This is a genomic window from Algoriphagus sediminis, from assembly GCF_030403435.1.
Taxonomy (GTDB): Bacteria; Bacteroidota; Bacteroidia; order Cytophagales; family Cyclobacteriaceae; genus Algoriphagus; species Algoriphagus sediminis.
Genome location: NZ_JAUEPH010000001.1, coordinates 41,179 through 60,062 on the forward strand (window position 1 = coordinate 41,179; position 18,884 = coordinate 60,062).

Genomic DNA, 18,884 nt, shown 5'->3' on the forward strand with positions numbered 1-18,884 from the left:
TAATTTCGCAACCGCAATGAACCAAGGAGAATGGAAAACTTAATCAAGGACATAGATATAATTACCGCTGAGGAGGCACAAGCTTGTGATTTCAAGACCACAGAGGATGAATCTACCGGCAAAAGCAAAAAACTTTACATAGAGAGTTACGGCTGCCAAATGAATTTTTCTGATTCAGAGATAGTAGCCTCCATTATGAAGGAAAACGGTTTTGATACTACCTCAAGTTTTGAGGAGGCTGATGTGATTTTCCTAAATACCTGTTCGATACGAGACAAAGCTGAGCAAACTGTGCGCAAAAGGTTGAGTCAGTTTAATGCCTTGAAAAATACCAAACCGGAAATGACTGTCGGTGTCTTGGGTTGTATGGCCGAAAGGCTGAAGGATAAGCTTCTAGAGGAAGAAAAAATCGTGGATGTGGTAGTAGGGCCTGATGCTTATCGTGACCTTCCAAACCTTGTAAGTCAGGCAGAAGAAGGAAGCAAAGGCGTAAATACTTTTCTCTCCAGAGAGGAGACCTATGCGGATATCGCCCCAGTAAGATTAAACTCCAACGGGGTAACCGCCTTTATCTCCATCATGAGAGGCTGTGATAATATGTGTTCCTTTTGCGTAGTCCCCTTCACTCGTGGAAGAGAGAGGAGCAGAGACCCATATTCTATTGTTAATGAAGCAAGAGAGCTTTTCCAGAAAGGGTACAGAGAAGTTACTCTTCTAGGTCAGAATGTAGATAGTTACAAGTGGTCTCCTGAAGAAAATAATAAAGCCAGGTTGAACCGGAAAGATGAAGTTTCGGAAGTTTATAATTTCGCCAACCTTCTGGAAATGGTTGCCAAGGTTGACCCAAAGCTAAGAGTTCGCTTCTCCACTTCCCATCCCAAAGATATTACAGATGAAGTTCTTTACACCATGAAGAAATATGATAATATCTGTAAATACATTCACCTTCCGGTTCAAAGCGGAAATTCAAGAGTTCTGAAACTGATGAATCGTACATATGATCGTGAATGGTATCTAGAAAGAATTAGCAAAATCCGAGAAATCCTCGGTGATTCTTGCGGAATATCATCCGATATGATCGCAGGATTCTGCACTGAGACCGAAGAAGAGCACAAGGAAACACTCACGATGATGGATATCGTGAAATATGATTTTTCTTACATGTTTTTTTACTCTGAAAGACCAGGAACCTTGGCCGCAAAAAAATATGAAGACGACATTCCGCTGGACATTAAAAAACGACGGCTTTCAGAGATTATCGCAAAGCAAAACGAGCATTCATTAGAAAGAAACAAACTCGACGTAGGAACAGAGCAGGTAATACTCATCGAAGGTACTTCAAAGAGGTCTGATGAACAGTTCAAAGGAAGAACTTCTGCAAATAAAATGGTGATCATACCAAAAGGTGATTTTGACAAGGGTGATTATGTTAAAGTGAAAATCACTGATTGTACAGCAGCAACCCTATTTGGGGATATCCTGGAAATAAATCCTTCTCAAATATGATCACTGCTTCAGAGATTCAAAGTGTAAAGCAACGCTACGGGATTATAGGAAACAGTCCACTACTCAATCATGCGATTGAGGTGGCCATTCAGGCTGCTCCAACCGATATGACGGTTTTGATCACTGGTGAAAGTGGGTCAGGAAAAGAAAGTTTTTCGAAAATCATCCATTCTCTTAGTCTGAGAAAGCATGGTAAGTTCATCGCCATAAACTGTGGCGCTATACCCGAAGGAACCATAGATTCGGAGCTTTTTGGTCATGAAAAAGGTTCTTTTACCGGAGCTCATGAAGCAAGAAAAGGATACTTCGAAGTGACTGATGGGGGGTCTATTTTTTTGGATGAAATTGGTGAGATGCCCTTAGGGACTCAGTCCCGTCTTCTCCGGGTATTGGAAAATGGTGAATTCATCAAAGTTGGATCATCTAAAGTCCTCAAAACTGATGTTCGGGTTATCACAGCCACTAATGTCAATTTGATCAAGGCAGTAGAAAAAGGGAAATTTAGAGAAGACCTCTACTATCGTCTCAACACGGTTCCCATTTTTGTACCCCCACTAAGAGAACGAGGAGAGGACATCGTTCTCCTTTTCCGAAAGTTTACTTCGGATTTTTCTGAAAAGTATAAGGTAAAGCCCATTTCACTAGATCCTGATGCCCAGAAGCTACTGATCAATTATGGTTTCCCGGGAAACATCCGTCAGCTGAAGAATATTGCAGAGCAGATATCCTTGTTAGAGCAAAATCGGGAGGTGGATGCTGCTACGCTATCTAAGTATCTTCCAGCAGACCGATCAAATTTGCCTATGGCCCTCACGGGCAAAACAGGCTCATCAGAATCTTCCAATTTTTCTGAAAGAGATTTACTTTACAAAGTCCTTTTCGATATGAAAAAGGATATGAATGAATTAAAGAAACTGGTATTGGAGACTTATCAAAGTGGAGAATTAAGTCAAAATATCATGAATAAGCACCAGGATCTTTTTGAGGATTTGGATAATGCCAGCCTATCTGTTAAATCAGACTCATCGGTTCCGAACCTACAAATGCCTCTGGTAATTGAGCAGAAGAAATCCTCTCATCAGGATGATTCGAACTACCAAGATGAATCTATTGAGGATATCGTCCACGAGGAGGATGATAATTCCTTATCCCTTGAGAAAAAGGAAAAAGAAATGATTTTGAAGGCATTGCTGAAGCATAATAATAAAAGAAAGTATGCTGCCCAGGATTTAGGTATATCCGAAAGGACACTTTATCGTAAAATCAAGCAATATGAGATCGATCAGTAAAATCGCCGTTGCTTTATCCTGTTTGGCTCTACTCGCTCTTCCAGGGTGCTCTGTCCAATACGGGTTTAGTGGTACTACCATTAATTACGACATTGTCCAGACCTTTTCTTCAGAAAACTTTTACAATGATTCCGGCGGTGGCCCTGCCAATATGGAGCAAAGATTCACGGAAGCGTTGAAGGAATTTTACCAAAGGAACACTCGATTGGAGCTAGTTCAAAACAACGGTGACCTTCAGTTTGCAGGTGCAATCACCAGATATTCCCTGACCCCTCAATCAGCGGTATCGAGTGGAAATCCTGATCTCCCTGACAGAGCAGGGCAAATGAGACTAACCATTGCCGTGGAGGTCGATTATATTAACACTTCTAATGAAGAAGAAAATCTAACAAGAACCTTCTCCTTTTTTCAGGATTATGACCCAAGATCTGTTACCTTGCTGGATGTAGAAAATCAACTGGTTGAGGAGATTTTCGAAAATATATTGCAAGATATTTTCACGGCTACCGTTGCCAACTGGTAATCCTTTCTAAATGAACGCGCATCAATTTCTTACCCTTGCGAAAAGTGATAAATCTTTGAGCAAAGCAGATTATTTGAAAATTGCAAAGCTTCAGGAAGCTTTCCCTTATTTCCTTATTCCACATATTCTGGCTTCAAAATTCGAAATGGGAAAAGGCAAACCGGAGGATGCAGAATCACTCGGATTCTCCGCTGTGAATACTTCCAATAGGGCTTTACTCAAAGAAATTCTTGATGGTAACCAGACAAATGGTCGTCAGGAAACCGAAGAGTCTAGTGACCTTTTGCCAGAAGCGAATACACACTTAAAATCCTCTGAGAGAACGCAATCCCTTAGAAAGCTTGGAGAAGAAATAAAAGGTACGAGCAAGCCAAAAATCACAAAAGCTAGAAGGCGCAAACCCAAAAATGATGAGCTCATTGAGAATATCAAGAAAAGGGAAAAAAAGCCAGTGGCAGATGCCAAGCTTTTGGAGCAGAGAGACTTAATCAAAGCCTTTAGTAAAAAGTCGATCAAATTAGCTACTATAAAGGAAATCGAAGCAAATCAGAATAATGAAAATCTTGCTGAGAGCAGTACCCATGTCAATCAGGATTTGATTTCGGAGCCCCTGGCAAAACTTATGATTTCCCAAGGCAAGAAGGCTGAAGCAATAAAAATTTATAAGAAACTTCAGTTGAAATTCCCGAAGAAAAAGGCTTACTTTGCGGACTTAATTGAAAATCTGAAAGATTAACACCCAATAATATGTTTGTATTTCTTATTTCTGTCATCATAGTTTTGGCAATATTGCTGATTTTGGTGATTCTTGGCCAGAACTCAAAAGGTGGAGTTGGAGCTGCTTTCGGTGGTAGTGCTTCCCAAATCATGGGTGTAACCAGAACCGGTAATGTTCTTGAGAAGGCCACTTGGGTCCTATCTATTGCCATTCTTGTTCTTTCCTTGGTTTCGTCTGCATTCTACACGAATCCAGAATCAAATCAATTTTCATCTCCGAACATTGAAAGTGCAAGCCAGCAGGTTGTTGCTCCGGCTTTTGGAGAAAATGAAAGTGTACTCCCAACAGAAACTGAAGATATTCCAGAGCTTACCGTTCCGGACAGTACAGGAAACTAAGAGTCCAAAAAAATCATAAAAAAACCTGCTTTTAGCAGGTTTTTTCATTTTCAGTCCACTTTTAAATTTTTTGGAGTTATTTTAGATTTTTAGGCAAATTTAAAATTCACCCTTATTTCTATTTATGTTCGAATCTGCGTTGACGCTAGAGGATCTCAATATTGAATCCTGGCCAAATATCATTTTATGGGCAGCCCCAGTTATGTTCGCCCTTGTTTTTTTAGAATGGGGAATTAGCTTATACCAGAAGAAAGACACGTATGATAAGAAAGATTTCCTTGCAGCCTCATCCATTGGGTTGGTAAATGTAGGGATCTCAGCTCTGATCAAATTAGCGACTTTCGGAACCGCGCTATTTTTCTATAATCTAGCACCGTTTAAAATCCCCGCAACATGGTGGTCATTCATAATTTGCTTTTTTGCAATAGACTTCGCTAGGTACTGGGCACACAGGGTAGCACATGAACAGAGATTTTGGTGGGCTACTCATATCACCCATCATAATTCTAAAAAGTATAATTTAAGTGTATCGTTTAGACTAGGTTGGACTCAGCATATCAAAATCGTATTCTTCATTCCGGTTATGCTTATGGGCTTTGATCCATTCGTATTCTTCATTTGTCACCAAATAGCGGTATTATATCAGTTTTGGATTCATACTGAATACATTAAGAAGCTCCCAAGACCAATTGAGTTTTTCTTTACCACACCATCTCATCATCGGGTTCATCACGCCAGCGATGAGCATTACTTGGATAAAAACTATGGCTCCACATTTATTATTTGGGACAGAATGTTCGGAACATTTATGCCCGAAGCCGAAAGGCCTACATACGGTATCACAAAGCCGGTGACTTCTTATAATCCAGTATATCTTGTCTTTCACGAATGGAACGACATTGTCAAGGATTTATGGCAGGCAAAGTCTTGGAAGGAAGCTCGAATAATTCTATTTGGCAAACCCTCCGCAGAGGTTATTAAGAATCGTAAAATTAAGGAAGCTCTGGAAGGGCAACCTAAACCAGAATCAAAGGAGAATAAGGAGGAGCCTGTACCGGCAGTTTAATTCTCTTCTTCAGCCACAGTTCTCAAAATCAACCTTTTACTGATAGGTAAAAGCGTTTCCTGCAACGGGACATCGTATTCGCTATGAATTCTCCAAGTGGCTGGATTAGGTAATTCCTTGATTTCCTTTATCAAGCTTAATTTAATCTGTTCCATGGTTTGAAAAATAGTTTTCTTCGGGGTCTTGATCAGCCAAATGGAAATACTTCGAAATCTGTCCCCTGCATGTTCTATCAGGCTGGATTTAAATCGGAAAACTGAGATTTCCGGACGAGTTTCACGCGTCAATAAAACATAGCCTTCTCGTCTGTAAATAGGTAAAATCCCTACAGGCTCGAACTCGATCTTACTATTAATGAATTCAAATATCTCTACTCCCTCCTCAATCTTTTCTTTGATTTTTGGACGGGCGTAATCAGCGATTTCATGAATTTCTTTGATCACCTCATTATCTCCAAAGACTTCCGAATAATCTAGGTTACCAGTCTTTAAATCAATTTTTGTGATTCTCTTTGGGAAAAGAGCCCTTACGCTTTCGGCACTTGACTTGAGATCTGCCAGGTTTTGATGATGGTCTACGAGATCTGCTAAAGGTGGATAAAGTTTTAGCGACTGGAAAGACTCTCCAGAAGCTTTGAGATACGAAAGCAACTGGTACTTTTTGTACTCAAAATCAATAGTTCCTTCAGTTATCCAATTCTTAGGTAATGATTTCATAAGCACTCTTTATTAGAAAAGATAAAACATTATGTCAAAAAGTACTAGTCCTAACGAAAAGTTGACAGATTAAAAAAGAATTTTTGGAGAGTGTAAATCCTACTGACAGTTAATTTCAGCCGATTTGTCAGTGTTTTTCTAAAAAAGTCTATTGGCATAAGAACTGCTCTAAGGCATCTGAATTTTAATCTAACCTTAAATCAAAATAAACTATGTCAAACGTGAACATCAAGCCACTAGCAGATCGGGTTTTGGTACAGCCTGCAGCTGCTGAAGAAAAGACTGCCTCAGGTCTTTACATTCCTGACACTGCAAAAGAGAAGCCTCAAAAAGGTGTTGTCGTTGCAGTAGGAAATGGTAAAAAGGATGAGCCACTAACCGTAAAGGTTGGTGACAACGTTTTATACGGAAAGTATTCCGGAACTGAACTTAGTGTAGAAGGAAATGACTACCTCATCATGAGAGAGTCTGATATCTTCGCGGTACTTTAATCAATCTAAAAAATTAACCTAAAAAGAATAAAATATGGCTAAAGAACTATTTTTCGACACAAGTGCGAGAGACCAACTGAAAAAAGGTGTGGACGCTCTTGCTGATGCTGTAAAAGTAACTCTCGGTCCGAAAGGAAGAAATGTCATTATCGATAAGAAGTTTGGTGCACCTACTATCACTAAAGATGGTGTATCAGTGGCAAAAGAAATCGAATTGTCCGAGCCTATCGAAAACATGGGAGCTCAGCTTGTAAAAGAGGTAGCTTCCAAGACTGCTGATAATGCAGGTGACGGTACTACTACTGCAACTGTACTTGCCCAATCTATTTTCGGAGTGGGAATCAAAAATGTAGCAGCAGGTGCAAACCCAATGGACTTGAAAAGAGGTATTGACAAGGCTGTAGCAGCTGTAGTTAAGCAGCTTGGAGAGAACTCAAAGCATATAAGTACTTCAAAAGAAATCGCTCAGGTAGCCACTGTTTCTGCCAATAATGACGACGAAATCGGTAACATGATTTCTGATGCTATGGAAAAGGTAGGTAAAGATGGTGTGATCACTGTAGAAGAAGCAAAAGGTACTGAAACTGAAGTGAAGACCGTAGAAGGTATGCAGTTTGACAGAGGATACCTTTCTCCTTACTTCGTAACTAATACTGAAAAGATGGAAGCTGAGCTTGAGCAGCCTTACATCTTGATCTATGATAAGAAGATTTCTTCTATGAAGGAGCTTCTTCCAGTACTGGAGCCAGTTGCACAAACTGGTAAGCCACTAGTAATCATCGCTGAAGATGTAGACGGTGAAGCTTTGGCAACTCTTGTGGTAAACAAAATCAGAGGTGCTCTTAAGGTAGCAGCAGTTAAAGCTCCAGGCTTTGGCGACAGAAGAAAAGCAATGCTTGAAGACATCGCTATCCTTACAGGAGGAACTGTAATCTCTGAAGAGAGAGGTTTCAAACTTGAGAATGCCACTATCGATATGCTTGGTAGAGCTGAGAAAATCAACATCGATAAGGACAACACTACTGTAGTAAATGGTGCTGGTGATGCCAACGCTATCAAAGGAAGAGTTTCTGAGATCAAATCTCAGATCGAAAAAACTACTTCTGATTACGACAGAGAGAAACTTCAGGAAAGACTTGCTAAGCTATCTGGTGGAGTCGCTATTCTTTACATCGGTGCAGCTACTGAAGTAGAGATGAAAGAGAAAAAGGATCGTGTAGACGATGCTCTTCATGCCACCAGAGCTGCCGTACAGGAAGGTGTAGTAGTAGGTGGTGGAGTCGCTTTGATCAGAGCTTCAGAAGCCCTAAATGACCTTAAAGGATCAAACGAAGATCAGGACACAGGTATCAACATTGTACGTCAGGCGATCGAGTCTCCATTGAGAACCATCGTATTGAATGCCGGTGGAGAACCTTCAGTGGTGATCAATAAAATTCGAGAAAACAAAGGAAACTTTGGATACAATGCGAGAACTGATCAGTACGAAGATCTATTCAAAGCTGGTGTAATTGATCCTACTAAAGTTACCAGATTAGCGCTTGAGAATGCTGCTTCTATCGCTGCTCTTCTTCTTACTACCGAATGTGTGGTAGCTGATGAGAAAGAAGAAGCTGGTTCGGCTCCTATGCCTCCAATGGGTGGCGGCGGAATGGGTGGAATGATGTAATTTCATCTCAAGCTAAAAAAAAGAGAAACCGATTGGTTTCTCTTTTTTTTTGAAAAAGTAGAAGAAAAATGAATAATTTTTTTGTCAAACCTAATATTAAAGTTGTACTTTGAAACAACTTAACACAGGCATCTGCCTCCATGGCACACTTTAAGAATATTTTATTAGTGGATGATGATCCGATTAATAATCTGATCAATCAAAGACTGATTTCCAAAGTGGAATTGGGAGAAATGACCCATGAATTTCTCGCAGGAATGTCGGCTTTGGAATTTTTACAAAAGCTGGATCCTTCTGAAAAATCTCTAATTCTCCTAGATATCAATATGCCCGTTATGAATGGTTGGGAATTTCTTGATAATTATTTGGATAGGTTTTCAAACCGTAATGATATCATCCTGATTCTTTCAAGCTCCATCGACTTTCTAGATCGTATCAAAGCCCAAGAATATTCTATCGTTTCCGGCTTTTTAGAAAAGCCTCTGACTATAGAAAAACTCACAGAGCATATAGATTCTCTGTAAGGAGAATGAATCTTAATTAATCACTTTATTCATTCGGTCCCAAAGCTGATTCACAAATGCTTTTGGGAACAGAATTTCATTTGAGAACGTGCCCATCCGGACAATGACCAGATTTTCAGAAGGAACGACCAAAAGTGTTTGACCATTTCTTCCTAATGCCATGAACATATCTTCGGAGGCAGATTCAACTGGTTTGCCTGGAAACTTTCTCTGAATCCCGGGAACCTTGAAGCCTTCTGCAGAATTCAGCCAAGTCAAATATCCATAGGAAGGATTATCTGAACTTCCCGAACTAACCATTGATTCGAAATATTTTGGTCGAATCAGTTCTTCTCCATCCCAGACTCCATGATTCAAAAGAAACAACCCAAACCTTGCCATTGACCTCGCATTGCTGTAGAAAACCTTGCTCTCACCCACATTTTGCCAAGTCCCTGTCATGCCAATTTTATCCCCCAATGAGGAACGGAAAAACTCTACTAGGGATTGACCGGAAGCTTCAGAGAGCACCTCTGTAAGGAGGGTGTAAGGAGCATTATGATATGCCCACCTCTGACCTGCCAATGAAAAAAACTTTAGATTTTCGGGCTCTGTATTATCTGGAGTTTCAATTCTTTCATCTAGGCCCGTTGTCATTGTGAGCTGATGACTGATCTTGATTTCCTTCTCTCTTTTGGATGGTAAAGAAGACCATCCTTCACCCAAATATTTCGAAGTACAATGCTTCACTTTTAGGAGCTTCTTTTTTTCAGCTATTCCTAGAAGACTGGACGTAAGTGTTTTTCCAGCTGAAGCCCAGTACCAAAGAGCATCCTCATCCATATCACCTAAGCCAGTTAGTTTGGCTCCCCAATATTCCTCAACTACAATTTCCCCATCCTTCAATATTATGAAAGACCGAGTACCTTGTGAGGGAAGCCATTCGAGAAATCTTGCCAATTCCTGATTATTCCAGCCCAGACTATTCAAATCTTTTTTAACCCATTCGTCTGAATCAGTAGGTGGGAAATATAAAGAGCTTTGGGCCAGAAGGCCCAAAGGAAAAAGGAACAAAAGGCTTAGTAAAAACCTCCAAACAATTGATCTCATCCAGATTTACTCTCGTAAAGTGTCTTCAATAAAATTCTTTAGGTCATCCCTGAATTGTTGTGCGGATGGAAGGTGCGTGTACATCATATGTCCCGCTTGGTAATAGGTCATTTTGATTCTGTCCAAAGCCGACTTTGGCAAATCTAACCGAGAGATGGAATGTTCTACACCATAAAAAACTGTAGCCAAATCATAATAGCCATTCATAATCAGGATTTTCACATTTGGATCCTTGCTCAAGGCATTGGCCATATCCGGAAGTGTGGAAATGGATGGTGTGGCTCCAAAACTATTACCACCTCCTCTAGACCAATCCCAATTGAAACCGGGCTTGGCATAGGCAGAAGTCGAATAATTCCAATCCTTGCTGACTCCTAAATCCCCATGAAAGTAATCAAGGAACCCCATCGTGTAGGCAGGGGAAATAGCATCACTTTGGGGATCAGTGAAGGAGTCCATAGACATGGGGTCAAGATTTATTCCTTTATATCGCGAATCTAATCTACCTACTGTGTTTCCTTCTTCCCTGAGTAGCTCTTGAAAAAACTCACCCGCCTCAATTTTTAAATCTGCACGCTCCCATATTTCGGCAGATACCCCTGTATATTTTTCCAAATTTTGAGCGACCTGTCCTTTTTCCGCATCTGATAATCTATTCCCCTTGAATAACGCCGGTGTGTACTCCATTTCAGTGAAGGTCCTTACTTCATTTATAAATGCTTCGAAATCATCCGGTTTCTGTGACAGCTGATCATGATACCAGGCTGTAGCCGCCATGGTGGGTAAAAAAACCACATAAGAAATATCCTCATATGGCTCAAAGAACAAAGTTCTCAAATCAAAGACTGCGGAAACCATCACAACTCCGTTCAGCGCATATCCCTTACCCAAAAGATAATCCATCACTCCTGCATTCCTGAAAGTCCCGTAGCTTTCTCCAAGAATATATTTTGGCGAGTTTAGACGATCGTGCTCCTTCAAAAATTGCATGATAAAAAGGCTGACACTTCTGATATCCTGATCCACACCCCAAAAGTCTTTTCCTTCTGACTCCCCTATCGGAACACTTAGGCCGGTACCTACAGGGTCCATCATCACTACATCCGCCATATCCAGGATAGAATATTCATTGTTTGCTAATTCATAAGGAGCAGGTTGATTGTAATTTGGGTCATCAACCACAATTCGCTTGGGTCCCATGATTCCCATGTGAAGCCAATAAGATGAGGAACCTGGGCCACCATTATAAGCAAAAATGATTGGCCTATCCTTTCCTGCATTCTCCTTGAAGTAAGCTGTATATCCAAAAAGGGCTATGGGCTTATTATTTTCATCTTTCAGCTCCATGGTGCCTGCCATGGCTTTAAGGTTAATGGTCTGCCCATCGATCGTAACGGATTGATTACTTTCAAATACTTCCGCAACTGGATCTTCACTCTTAGTTTTCTTTTCGTCTTCTTGTGCTTGCGCAAAATGGATAGATCCTGTTAAGGCAAGGGCAAAAAATAGTATTCTTATATTTTTCATGATTGGTGGTTTTGCACTCGGAATATAGGTAAATCAGATCAAAAGGAAAGCGAGGCTTTTCTAATCTTGCCTTTTAACCGGCATTGTCAAATGCCAAACAACATTTAACTTAGGTTAGCATTCTTACCAATAAATCATGACAGGAGGAGCAGGTTTCAGTAAAGCAGCAAGCGATTCATTTCGAGAAAATCGAAACCTCGGAAAAATACGCCAAAAAGGAACAGGAAATTCTGCTAATGCCAGGGAGAACGCTACAAACCCATCGGATCTGGCAGAAAACATCGAAATTCTCAATAAAAAAAGAGATCAGGAAAGAAGAATCAGATGGCTAATTCCCCTAATCTTTATGATTGTTTTTGTCCTGGTGATGATTCTGGCCACTTTCTGATCTCAGGAGAAGAAAATCAAAATAGCTCCTACCGCAGTAGCTAGGAATATGAAGTTTCTAAACATCTTCTCATTTACTTTTTTCAAAATTCTCACCCCAGTAAAAAGGCCAAGAAAAATAAAAGGCACCGTGATCAAGCTAATTATGATGGAATCAGTGTTGATGGTTTCCCAGCTAAAAATGTGGAAGGGAACTTTAAAAACATTAATGATTAGAAAAAGCCAGGCAGTAGTTCCTATGAAGGCATTTTTTGGTAATCGCATAGCCAAAAAATAGAGGTTTGCGAATGATCCAGCCAGATTCCCAACCATAGTGGTGAATCCTGCGGTGAGACCCAAAGCACTAGCAAATCCAAGATTATCAGGGACGGTTTTTGAAGCTCGCCTCTCCCACCAAACCATCATAATTATGGAAATCAAAATGATGGCCGCCATACTTTTTCGAAAGGCTTCCTCTGGGATTATCTCACCCACCCAGGTTCCCAAAATCACACCTACCACCATAGAGGGAAGTAGCTTCCAAAGGAATCGCCATTGGGCATGCCGATTATAATAAATCACAGCGAAAATGTCTCCTACGATCAGCATGGGGAGCAAAATTCCAGTGGACTCTTTGGCACCAAAAATAAAAACCAGCATCGCCACAATGATTACGCTGATTCCTTTAATGCCCGATTTTGACAGACCCAGAATGAAAGCTGCCAGGGCTAAAACTGAGAACTGAAATACACTAAGTCCAAGAATCAAAACTTCAAAAATCGAATGATAACAAGGTTAACCTCAGGAATTAAAATTAAACAAGGACATCCTGAAGGTCCTCTCTTTTTTGGAAACTGGCTTTGGCAAAGGGACAAAGTGGAAGTACCCGAATTTCTCTCTCCCTGACTTCCTCCACCAGGGCTTCAAGAAGCTTCATTCCTAATCCTTCCCCTCGCAAATCATCACTTACTTCAGTGTGCTCAATAATCATTTTGGATGGCCCAGCCATGACATAAACCATTTCTGCTTTTTTGGCGTCTGAGGACCCGATATAAAAAGAGCCCCGACGGCCATCAGATTGATGCTTGATTTCCATAAGTTTAATTTAGGATTCTTTCCCCTTGACTACCAGGTACCAGTCGGAATCTAGCTCCAAATAACCAAAGTCATAGCAGTAAAAGTATTGATTCCCTTTTTTGTTTTCATAGGTGTGGGTAAAATACTTGAACTGAAAGCCAGCACGAAGAAGCCTGTCCTTCGTAGTTTTGCCAAGATTTTCTCCTTCCGGTATAAATCCCTGAAGAATCATTCGATTCTTTTTTAAAGCATTGTTGATATTCCTGATCAGATTCGTGGTGGTCGCTTTTTGGGCATTGTTATAGTTATTGCGACACTGGTCATCACAGAACTTTTTATCAATTCTACCTTTAAGCGGTTCTCCGCAATTCAAGCATTTACGTTCTGCAGTTTGGGAATTCATAAGTAAAAAGATACGGCTCAATCTCCAGAATTCATAGTTTGAATCTTAGGTTTAGCTAACTGACAACTGACAACTGACAACTGACAACTGAATTTACTTCTTCTTCGGTCGAAAGGGCTTCATCACTTCTTCATTGCACTCCAGGAATGGACCTCCCATCAAATCAATACAATATGGAATAGCCGGGAAAACAGCATCCAGACATTCACGAATAGACTTTGGCTTGCCGGGAAGATTGACTATCAAACTATTATTTCTGAGGCCAGCTGTCTGTCTGGATAAAATTGCGGTGGGTACAAATTTCAAAGACTCCATTCTCATCAGCTCTCCGAAACCAGGCATCATGCGGTCACAAACTGCCTCGGTAGCTTCGGGTGTCACATCCCTTTTTGCAGGACCGGTTCCGCCGGTAGTAATCACCAGACAACAACCTTCCTGGTCCACCATTTCAATTAAGACCTTTTCAATAAGCGCCTGTTCATCTGGAATAACTCGATAGCATTCCTCCCATTCAGATTTCAAATAATCATTTAGGGTATCGATAATCGCTCTTCCACTTACATCCTCATACACGCCTGCACTGGCCCGATCACTGACAGTTACTATTCCGATTTTGGCTTTAGTCATGATTATTGGTTCTTTTTCCTTTTAATTTCAAGTCTTCTAGTTAAATATTTTTTTAATAAAATCCTTCTAAAAACTCATTTTAAGCTATTTATTCGACAACAAACGACAACAAACGGATACAAATATTTCTCTCCCGAATCGCACCAGCCCTATCTGCCAACTTTGGATCAAAGGTTTTCGAAACAGAAAATCATCATTCAAAATTTCTAACCAAAATCTATACAATCATGAATGCATTAAGAAACAAAGTACAGCTAATCGGACGTCTTGGAAACGCAGTTGAAATCAAGAAGCTTGAAAGCGGAAAGTCTGTAGGCCGCGTGAGCCTTGCCACAAATGAAGTCTATAAAAATCAGAAAGGTGAGCGTGTGGAAGAAACAACCTGGCACAATATCGTGGCTTGGGGAAAGCTTGCTGAGATCATGGAAAAGTACACCGAAAAAGGATCAGAAATCGCAGTAGAAGGTAAGATCACTAATCGTTCGTATGACGATAAGGATGGTATCAAGCGATACGTTACCGAAATTGTAATCAATGATCTCTTATTGATGGGAGATCGAAAAACTAAGGCTAAGGAAGCTGAAGCAGATCTACCATTTTAAGTGGTTATTGATCCAAAAAAAGGAAGCCGGAATCGAAGGTCGATCCCGGCTTTTTTTATCTCATTCCTGGACTATATTTTTCCTCCATCCTATTCTCCACATCTTCACGATAATAGGCCACATCTTTGAACTCTTCATCAGCATACAATTGTGCCTGATCCATGAAATGAGGAGAATTTGGATCTCCACTTTGGCCTCCGGCCAAAAGACTTTTCGCCCTCACCTTATCCCCAAATTCTACAACAGCTACAAAGCTATTACCTCGGTAGCCGTAAAGTCTCTTGGTATTATCAGTGGACCGAGAACCAAAGGCAGCTAAAGCACCCCAACGACCCGAAGCCATCCCTACTGGAATATAACTCTTATCATCATCAAAATCCGCATCAATCTCCCCACTCAAGCGCTGAAAACGGTTCATTTCTCCCCAAGGAATCCTCCATGTCCCGAAATCATCTACTAGCTCTGTAATGGTCCTATCGAAAGCCTCGACCAATTCAGATTTCTCTGGAATTTCATACTCTCCAAGAATGCTGGGATGATCAATAAACCGATTAATTGAACCCACAGACCTGGCATAAGTCATCCCATAAAAATGAGCCAGAGTCATTGCTTCGGATTCAAGCCCCGTGCGATAATCCCAATCTTTCAGGACTTCAATCGCTTCTGGGTTATTCTGACCCATTTGGTCGTAAGCCTGAATTAATTCAGGAATAAGCTCTGCAAAAGCAGGTAAATACGGATCATATGCCATCTCAATAAAACTTTCGATTGTCATATCCTTTGCATCTTTGAGAACCTGAACGGCATGGATACCGCGGAAATTCTCCTGATCCGGAGCCATATAAAATGGATAATCTTCACGTTTTGGTGAAAACTCACCTGCTGCGGTAAAGGGGGTGGAATTGCAGTTTTGGATCCAATTTGTTTCAGGGTTTTTGATGACTATACTTTCATCAACCGTATGTAATCCTTGCCAATCGGTAGCAGGATCGCTTCCATCCACAGGTCTACTAAAGTCAAACTCAGGATTCCTCTTAGGAATAAAGTTTCCATGGAAATAGGCAATATTTCCTTCAGCATCGGCAAAAACAGTATTGTTGGATGAGTTAGTGCGGATATTCATCATCTCCCGAAACTCATCATAATTGGCCAATTTTGTCCGCATATAGCTTTGAGAAAGTGCGTTAACTGGATCCCAATTGATTTTGGTGGCAACCCAGTCTTCTCCTATTTTATGAGTGATTGGACCATGGTGGGAGCGATAAATCGTAAAATCTTTGCTTGCTTCACCTTCTGCAGTTTTGTATTTCAAAGAGATATCAAAAGACTCCAAAGGTTTTTCTTCTTCCCCGTACTGATACACCAATTTCCCATCACTCGTCTCCTTTACATCCTCCACAAACTCATCTATAAAATCTACACGGGTGGAAGTATGAATCCAACCTGTTTTTTCATTGAAACCCTGATAAACAAAAAATTGCCCCCAAGTTACTGCACCATAAGCATTAAGCCCTTCATTACTCACGACATGCACCTCGGGCCGGAAGTAAAACGAAGTATGTGGATTAATTAGCAACATGGCATTTCCTGATTCGGTCAGCTCTCCGGAAATTGCAATCCCATTAGATCCTGCCGGTTCCTCCATAAGCTCTGGAGACTTCCATTCTTCATATGATTCCAAACCCGCCATCACAGGCTCATTTTCATAAAAAGCCTGGATTCTCCGAGTAGGAATCTGCTCGATATCACCCCCAATCGATCCTTCACTGAAAAACATTGGCATCCAGGGTTCATATCTCGTAATCACTTGAGGAGTCACCTCAGGATGAGTAGCCAAATAATAATTAACTCCATCTGCAAAAGCCTGGCAAAGTTCCTGCAACCATTCCGGGGCTGATTCATAAGCCGCGATTGCCTCAGCCTCGGTCATATACATATTGGCTCGTACATCTGAATAGATTGCTTCTTCTCCTAAAAGTTCGGCGAGCCTACCGGTCGCCCAAACATAATTTCGCTCTACCCTCCTGAAATCATCTTCACATTGAGCGTACAATAGACCAAAAACGGCATCCGCATCAGTTTCACCGTAAATATGGGGCACTCCATAATCATCCCGAATAATCTCTACTCTGGAAGCCTGTTCTTCCCATTTTTTGAGTTCAGGATCTTTTTGAGGCTGACAGGCAGCAAATACCAGAATAGAAAAAAGGATTAAAAGTGGTGATCGTCTCATATGTTTGAAATTCGTGATGGGTTCAAATAATGAGAAATATTCACTTAAATCAAAGCAAGAATTTACCGATGGGAATCATAGAAGTTCACAGGCAATTTGGATTGTAAATCAGAGATCAATCCCGCTGGTATCTTTTTTGACTCCTGAAAACCTTTACATGTAGATTTTAATTGTGCTAAACTACTAGCTCCAATTACCAGACTTCCGATAGCTAGCTGAGCCAGAGAAAATCCAATCAGCATTGCCTCTCCAGAATACTCAAAAGAATTAATCAGTTTTTGTGTTGATTCCACTTCAGCCTCGGTGTAAGTCAAATAAGGTTTAGGAATTTTATTTATCAAAAAACCTTTGGCATAAACACCCCGAGCTAGAATTTTAATTCCGGCTTCAGTAGCCATTTGAAAAATGGATTCTTCCGGCCTGCGATCCAAGGGGGAATATTGTGACATAATTGTGGAAGCATTTGAATTCTTAGAAACAATTCTAACCACATTAGGCCGAATGGATGAAACTCCGTAGGCTCGAATCTTACCTTCAGACTTTAAATCCTCGAATGTGGAAAAAATATCATCCCATGGATCTTCCAGTGTTCCTCCATGCAATTGATAAATATCGATTCGATCCGTTTTAAGCCTCTTCAGACTCATTTCCAAACCTTTACGTATTTGCTTTGGGCTAGGATCCCAGTGCCAGGAAACCCCATCTGAATTCCAGACATTTCCAACTTTGCTCGCTATGAGAAAATCATCTCTTCTTCCTTTCAGAGCTTTGCCCATCAGGGCTTCTATCTTCCCTTTTTCATACAAATCCGCTGTATCCAAAAGATTAATTCCTTTCTCAAAAGCGAAGTCAATCATATTTTGTGCTTCATTAAAATCATCCGGCATGGACATAGTCCCAATGGCTAATTTTGATAACTTCAGGTTCACCTTTTCGAGGTTGGTATACTCCATAGGACTGGCTTTTAACTTAAAATTAGTCTAATATTTTAACCATTTAAAAACATTAGATAAAGATAGAAACCTATTAGATTCGCTTACTTTTGCACAAGAAACCTATTAAAATGAAGAAGATTGCTGTATTTACATCAGGTGGAGACAGTCCAGGAATGAATGCCTGTTTGAGGGCCGTAGTCAGGACTGCTATTTTTCGAGAATTGGAAGTTTATGGTGTTTACCGTGGATATGAAGGGATGATCGATGGAGACATCAAAAGGATGTATACCCACTCTGTGAGTAACATTGTACAGCGGGGAGGCACTATTCTAAAATCTGCCAGATCGAAAGAATTCATGACTCCTGCGGGAAGGAAAAAAGCTTATGAGAACCTTGCAAAGCATGGGATTGAAGGAATAGTGGCAATCGGTGGAGATGGAACCTTTACCGGGGCAAAGATTTTTTTCGAAGAGTATGGAATCCCTACCGTAGGCTGCCCTGGCACTATAGACAATGATATTTATGGAACGGATTATACTATTGGTTTTGATACGGCTGTAAATACTGCATTGGCGGCAATCGACAAGATTCGAGACACAGCTGCTTCTCATGATCGAATTTTCTTTATTGAAGTTATGGGGCGTGATGCAGGCTTTATTGGCGTTGAATGCGGAATAGGTGGTGGTGCTGAATTCGTGATGGTTCCCGAAACCAAAACCGATCTTGACTCTGTGGTCAAAGACCTGAAAAACCTCCGAAAAACGAAAACTTCCAGTGTGATTGTGGTAGCGGAGGGAGACGATGCAGGAAGTGCAGATGTGATCATGGAAAAGGTAAAAACTAAACTAAATGACAACACCAAAGAATTTAAGGTGACCACACTTGGGCATATCCAACGAGGTGGAAACCCAACGGCCAGAGATCGTGTTTTGGCAAGTAGATGTGGGATGGCAGCAGTGGATGGACTTTTGGCAGGCAAACAAAATTGCATGGCAGGAGTCACTAATCAGGAAGTAGTGTACACTCCTTTTCAGGATTGCATAGGAAAGGAAAAACCTATTATTCCTGATCACCTTGAATTAATAAAAGTCTTAAGTATCTGATATGGGATTTATTCCAATTTTT

The 18,884-nt window shown here is 40.8% G+C and carries 21 protein-coding genes; 12 read left to right on the forward strand and 9 right to left on the reverse strand.

What is annotated here, in order from left to right; all coding sequences use genetic code 11:
• Positions 1-30 precede the first annotated feature (30 nt).
• The 6 genes from miaB (at position 31) to QVH07_RS00225 (ending at position 5,500) form a co-directional block, all read left to right on the forward strand.
• Positions 31-1,506: a tRNA (N6-isopentenyl adenosine(37)-C2)-methylthiotransferase MiaB gene (miaB, locus tag QVH07_RS00200; RefSeq protein ID WP_289998082.1), complete on the forward strand. Its 1,476-nt coding sequence runs from the start codon at positions 31-33 to the stop codon at positions 1,504-1,506.
• Positions 1,503-2,795, forward strand: coding sequence for a sigma-54 interaction domain-containing protein (locus tag QVH07_RS00205; protein ID WP_289998083.1), 1,293 nt, complete (start codon positions 1,503-1,505; stop codon positions 2,793-2,795). The genes miaB and QVH07_RS00205 overlap by 4 nt, the downstream gene beginning before the upstream one ends.
• Positions 2,779-3,318: an LPS assembly lipoprotein LptE gene (gene lptE, locus QVH07_RS00210; protein WP_289998084.1), complete on the forward strand. Its 540-nt coding sequence runs from the start codon at positions 2,779-2,781 to the stop codon at positions 3,316-3,318. The genes QVH07_RS00205 and lptE overlap by 17 nt, the downstream gene beginning before the upstream one ends.
• Before the next feature lie 10 nt (positions 3,319-3,328).
• Positions 3,329-4,054, forward strand: coding sequence for a hypothetical protein (locus QVH07_RS00215; protein ID WP_289998085.1), 726 nt, complete (start codon positions 3,329-3,331; stop codon positions 4,052-4,054).
• An 11-nt stretch (positions 4,055-4,065) separates the two neighbouring features.
• Complete coding sequence (gene secG, locus QVH07_RS00220) at positions 4,066-4,434, forward strand: preprotein translocase subunit SecG (RefSeq protein WP_289998086.1); 369 nt, start codon at positions 4,066-4,068, stop codon at positions 4,432-4,434.
• 124 nt (positions 4,435-4,558) lie between these two features.
• Positions 4,559-5,500 (forward strand): sterol desaturase family protein, encoded by a 942-nt coding sequence (locus QVH07_RS00225; RefSeq protein WP_289998087.1) that lies wholly within the window; start codon positions 4,559-4,561, stop codon positions 5,498-5,500.
• On the opposite strand, the gene QVH07_RS00230 is transcribed toward QVH07_RS00225, so the two are convergent.
• A complete protein-coding gene (locus QVH07_RS00230; protein WP_289998088.1) occupies positions 5,497-6,216 on the reverse strand; it encodes a hypothetical protein in 720 nt (239 codons plus the stop codon). The genes QVH07_RS00225 and QVH07_RS00230 overlap by 4 nt on opposite strands.
• A gap of 212 nt (positions 6,217-6,428) precedes the next feature.
• Between QVH07_RS00230 and QVH07_RS00235 the strand changes: the two genes are divergently transcribed.
• From QVH07_RS00235 to QVH07_RS00245, 3 genes are all read left to right on the forward strand, one after another.
• On the forward strand, positions 6,429-6,707 hold the full coding sequence (locus QVH07_RS00235; protein ID WP_289998089.1) for a co-chaperone GroES: 279 nt from the start codon (positions 6,429-6,431) through the stop codon (positions 6,705-6,707).
• A 34-nt stretch (positions 6,708-6,741) separates the two neighbouring features.
• Positions 6,742-8,376: a chaperonin GroEL gene (gene groL / locus QVH07_RS00240; RefSeq protein ID WP_289998090.1), complete on the forward strand. Its 1,635-nt coding sequence runs from the start codon at positions 6,742-6,744 to the stop codon at positions 8,374-8,376.
• 140 nt (positions 8,377-8,516) lie between these two features.
• Positions 8,517-8,900 (forward strand): response regulator, encoded by a 384-nt coding sequence (locus QVH07_RS00245; protein WP_289998091.1) that lies wholly within the window; start codon positions 8,517-8,519, stop codon positions 8,898-8,900.
• A gap of 12 nt (positions 8,901-8,912) precedes the next feature.
• Here QVH07_RS00245 and QVH07_RS00250 read toward each other — a convergent pair whose 3' ends face one another.
• Both QVH07_RS00250 and QVH07_RS00255 read right to left on the reverse strand, forming a co-directional pair.
• Positions 8,913-9,989, reverse strand: a complete 1,077-nt coding sequence (locus tag QVH07_RS00250) for a serine hydrolase domain-containing protein (RefSeq protein WP_289998092.1) — start codon at positions 9,987-9,989, stop codon at positions 8,913-8,915.
• Between the two features lie 6 nt (positions 9,990-9,995).
• Positions 9,996-11,516 carry a S10 family peptidase gene (locus QVH07_RS00255; protein ID WP_289998093.1) on the reverse strand — a complete coding sequence of 507 codons (1,521 nt, stop codon included), beginning with the start codon at positions 11,514-11,516 and terminating at the stop codon, positions 9,996-9,998.
• A 136-nt stretch (positions 11,517-11,652) separates the two neighbouring features.
• Between QVH07_RS00255 and QVH07_RS00260 the strand changes: the two genes are divergently transcribed.
• Positions 11,653-11,904 carry a hypothetical protein gene (locus QVH07_RS00260; RefSeq protein ID WP_289998094.1) on the forward strand — a complete coding sequence of 84 codons (252 nt, stop codon included), beginning with the start codon at positions 11,653-11,655 and terminating at the stop codon, positions 11,902-11,904.
• A gap of 2 nt (positions 11,905-11,906) precedes the next feature.
• On the opposite strand, the gene QVH07_RS00265 is transcribed toward QVH07_RS00260, so the two are convergent.
• From QVH07_RS00265 to mog, 4 genes are all read right to left on the reverse strand, one after another.
• Positions 11,907-12,650, reverse strand: a complete 744-nt coding sequence (locus QVH07_RS00265) for a sulfite exporter TauE/SafE family protein (protein ID WP_289998096.1) — start codon at positions 12,648-12,650, stop codon at positions 11,907-11,909.
• A 46-nt stretch (positions 12,651-12,696) separates the two neighbouring features.
• Positions 12,697-12,978, reverse strand: coding sequence for a GNAT family N-acetyltransferase (locus tag QVH07_RS00270; protein WP_289998097.1), 282 nt, complete (start codon positions 12,976-12,978; stop codon positions 12,697-12,699).
• Between the two features lie 9 nt (positions 12,979-12,987).
• Complete coding sequence (locus QVH07_RS00275; RefSeq protein ID WP_289998098.1) at positions 12,988-13,362, reverse strand: DUF2116 family Zn-ribbon domain-containing protein; 375 nt, start codon at positions 13,360-13,362, stop codon at positions 12,988-12,990.
• A gap of 93 nt (positions 13,363-13,455) precedes the next feature.
• Entirely contained in the window at positions 13,456-13,989 is a 534-nt protein-coding gene (gene mog, locus QVH07_RS00280; RefSeq protein WP_289998099.1) for a molybdopterin adenylyltransferase, read from the reverse strand.
• A 227-nt stretch (positions 13,990-14,216) separates the two neighbouring features.
• Here mog and QVH07_RS00285 point away from each other — a divergent pair, with 227 nt between their 5' ends.
• Positions 14,217-14,591, forward strand: a complete 375-nt coding sequence (locus tag QVH07_RS00285) for a single-stranded DNA-binding protein (protein ID WP_289998100.1) — start codon at positions 14,217-14,219, stop codon at positions 14,589-14,591.
• A gap of 55 nt (positions 14,592-14,646) precedes the next feature.
• Here QVH07_RS00285 and QVH07_RS00290 read toward each other — a convergent pair whose 3' ends face one another.
• Both QVH07_RS00290 and QVH07_RS00295 read right to left on the reverse strand, forming a co-directional pair.
• On the reverse strand, positions 14,647-16,824 hold the full coding sequence (locus tag QVH07_RS00290; protein ID WP_289998101.1) for an acylase: 2,178 nt from the start codon (positions 16,822-16,824) through the stop codon (positions 14,647-14,649).
• A 62-nt stretch (positions 16,825-16,886) separates the two neighbouring features.
• On the reverse strand, positions 16,887-17,777 hold the full coding sequence (locus QVH07_RS00295) for an aldo/keto reductase (protein ID WP_289998102.1): 891 nt from the start codon (positions 17,775-17,777) through the stop codon (positions 16,887-16,889).
• Positions 17,778-17,887: 110 nt separating this feature from the next.
• On the opposite strand from QVH07_RS00295, the gene pfkA reads away from it, so the two are divergent.
• Complete coding sequence (pfkA, locus tag QVH07_RS00300; protein WP_289998103.1) at positions 17,888-18,862, forward strand: 6-phosphofructokinase; 975 nt, start codon at positions 17,888-17,890, stop codon at positions 18,860-18,862.
• The last annotated feature ends 22 nt before the right edge of the window (positions 18,863-18,884 follow it).

Coding starts and splice junctions, on each gene's coding strand:
- miaB (WP_289998082.1), top strand. CDS start 31: ATGGAAAACTTAATCAAGGACATAGATATAATTACCGCTGAGGAGGCA.
- QVH07_RS00205 (WP_289998083.1), top strand. CDS start 1,503: ATGATCACTGCTTCAGAGATTCAAAGTGTAAAGCAACGCTACGGGATT.
- lptE (WP_289998084.1), top strand. CDS start 2,779: ATGAGATCGATCAGTAAAATCGCCGTTGCTTTATCCTGTTTGGCTCTA.
- QVH07_RS00215 (WP_289998085.1), top strand. CDS start 3,329: ATGAACGCGCATCAATTTCTTACCCTTGCGAAAAGTGATAAATCTTTG.
- secG (WP_289998086.1), top strand. CDS start 4,066: ATGTTTGTATTTCTTATTTCTGTCATCATAGTTTTGGCAATATTGCTG.
- QVH07_RS00225 (WP_289998087.1), top strand. CDS start 4,559: ATGTTCGAATCTGCGTTGACGCTAGAGGATCTCAATATTGAATCCTGG.
- QVH07_RS00230 (WP_289998088.1), bottom strand. CDS start 6,216: ATGAAATCATTACCTAAGAATTGGATAACTGAAGGAACTATTGATTTT.
- QVH07_RS00235 (WP_289998089.1), top strand. CDS start 6,429: ATGTCAAACGTGAACATCAAGCCACTAGCAGATCGGGTTTTGGTACAG.
- groL (WP_289998090.1), top strand. CDS start 6,742: ATGGCTAAAGAACTATTTTTCGACACAAGTGCGAGAGACCAACTGAAA.
- QVH07_RS00245 (WP_289998091.1), top strand. CDS start 8,517: ATGGCACACTTTAAGAATATTTTATTAGTGGATGATGATCCGATTAAT.
- QVH07_RS00250 (WP_289998092.1), bottom strand. CDS start 9,989: ATGAGATCAATTGTTTGGAGGTTTTTACTAAGCCTTTTGTTCCTTTTT.
- QVH07_RS00255 (WP_289998093.1), bottom strand. CDS start 11,516: ATGAAAAATATAAGAATACTATTTTTTGCCCTTGCCTTAACAGGATCT.
- QVH07_RS00260 (WP_289998094.1), top strand. CDS start 11,653: ATGACAGGAGGAGCAGGTTTCAGTAAAGCAGCAAGCGATTCATTTCGA.
- QVH07_RS00270 (WP_289998097.1), bottom strand. CDS start 12,978: ATGGAAATCAAGCATCAATCTGATGGCCGTCGGGGCTCTTTTTATATC.
- QVH07_RS00275 (WP_289998098.1), bottom strand. CDS start 13,362: ATGAATTCCCAAACTGCAGAACGTAAATGCTTGAATTGCGGAGAACCG.
- mog (WP_289998099.1), bottom strand. CDS start 13,989: ATGACTAAAGCCAAAATCGGAATAGTAACTGTCAGTGATCGGGCCAGT.
- QVH07_RS00285 (WP_289998100.1), top strand. CDS start 14,217: ATGAATGCATTAAGAAACAAAGTACAGCTAATCGGACGTCTTGGAAAC.
- QVH07_RS00290 (WP_289998101.1), bottom strand. CDS start 16,824: ATGAGACGATCACCACTTTTAATCCTTTTTTCTATTCTGGTATTTGCT.
- QVH07_RS00295 (WP_289998102.1), bottom strand. CDS start 17,777: ATGGAGTATACCAACCTCGAAAAGGTGAACCTGAAGTTATCAAAATTA.
- pfkA (WP_289998103.1), top strand. CDS start 17,888: ATGAAGAAGATTGCTGTATTTACATCAGGTGGAGACAGTCCAGGAATG.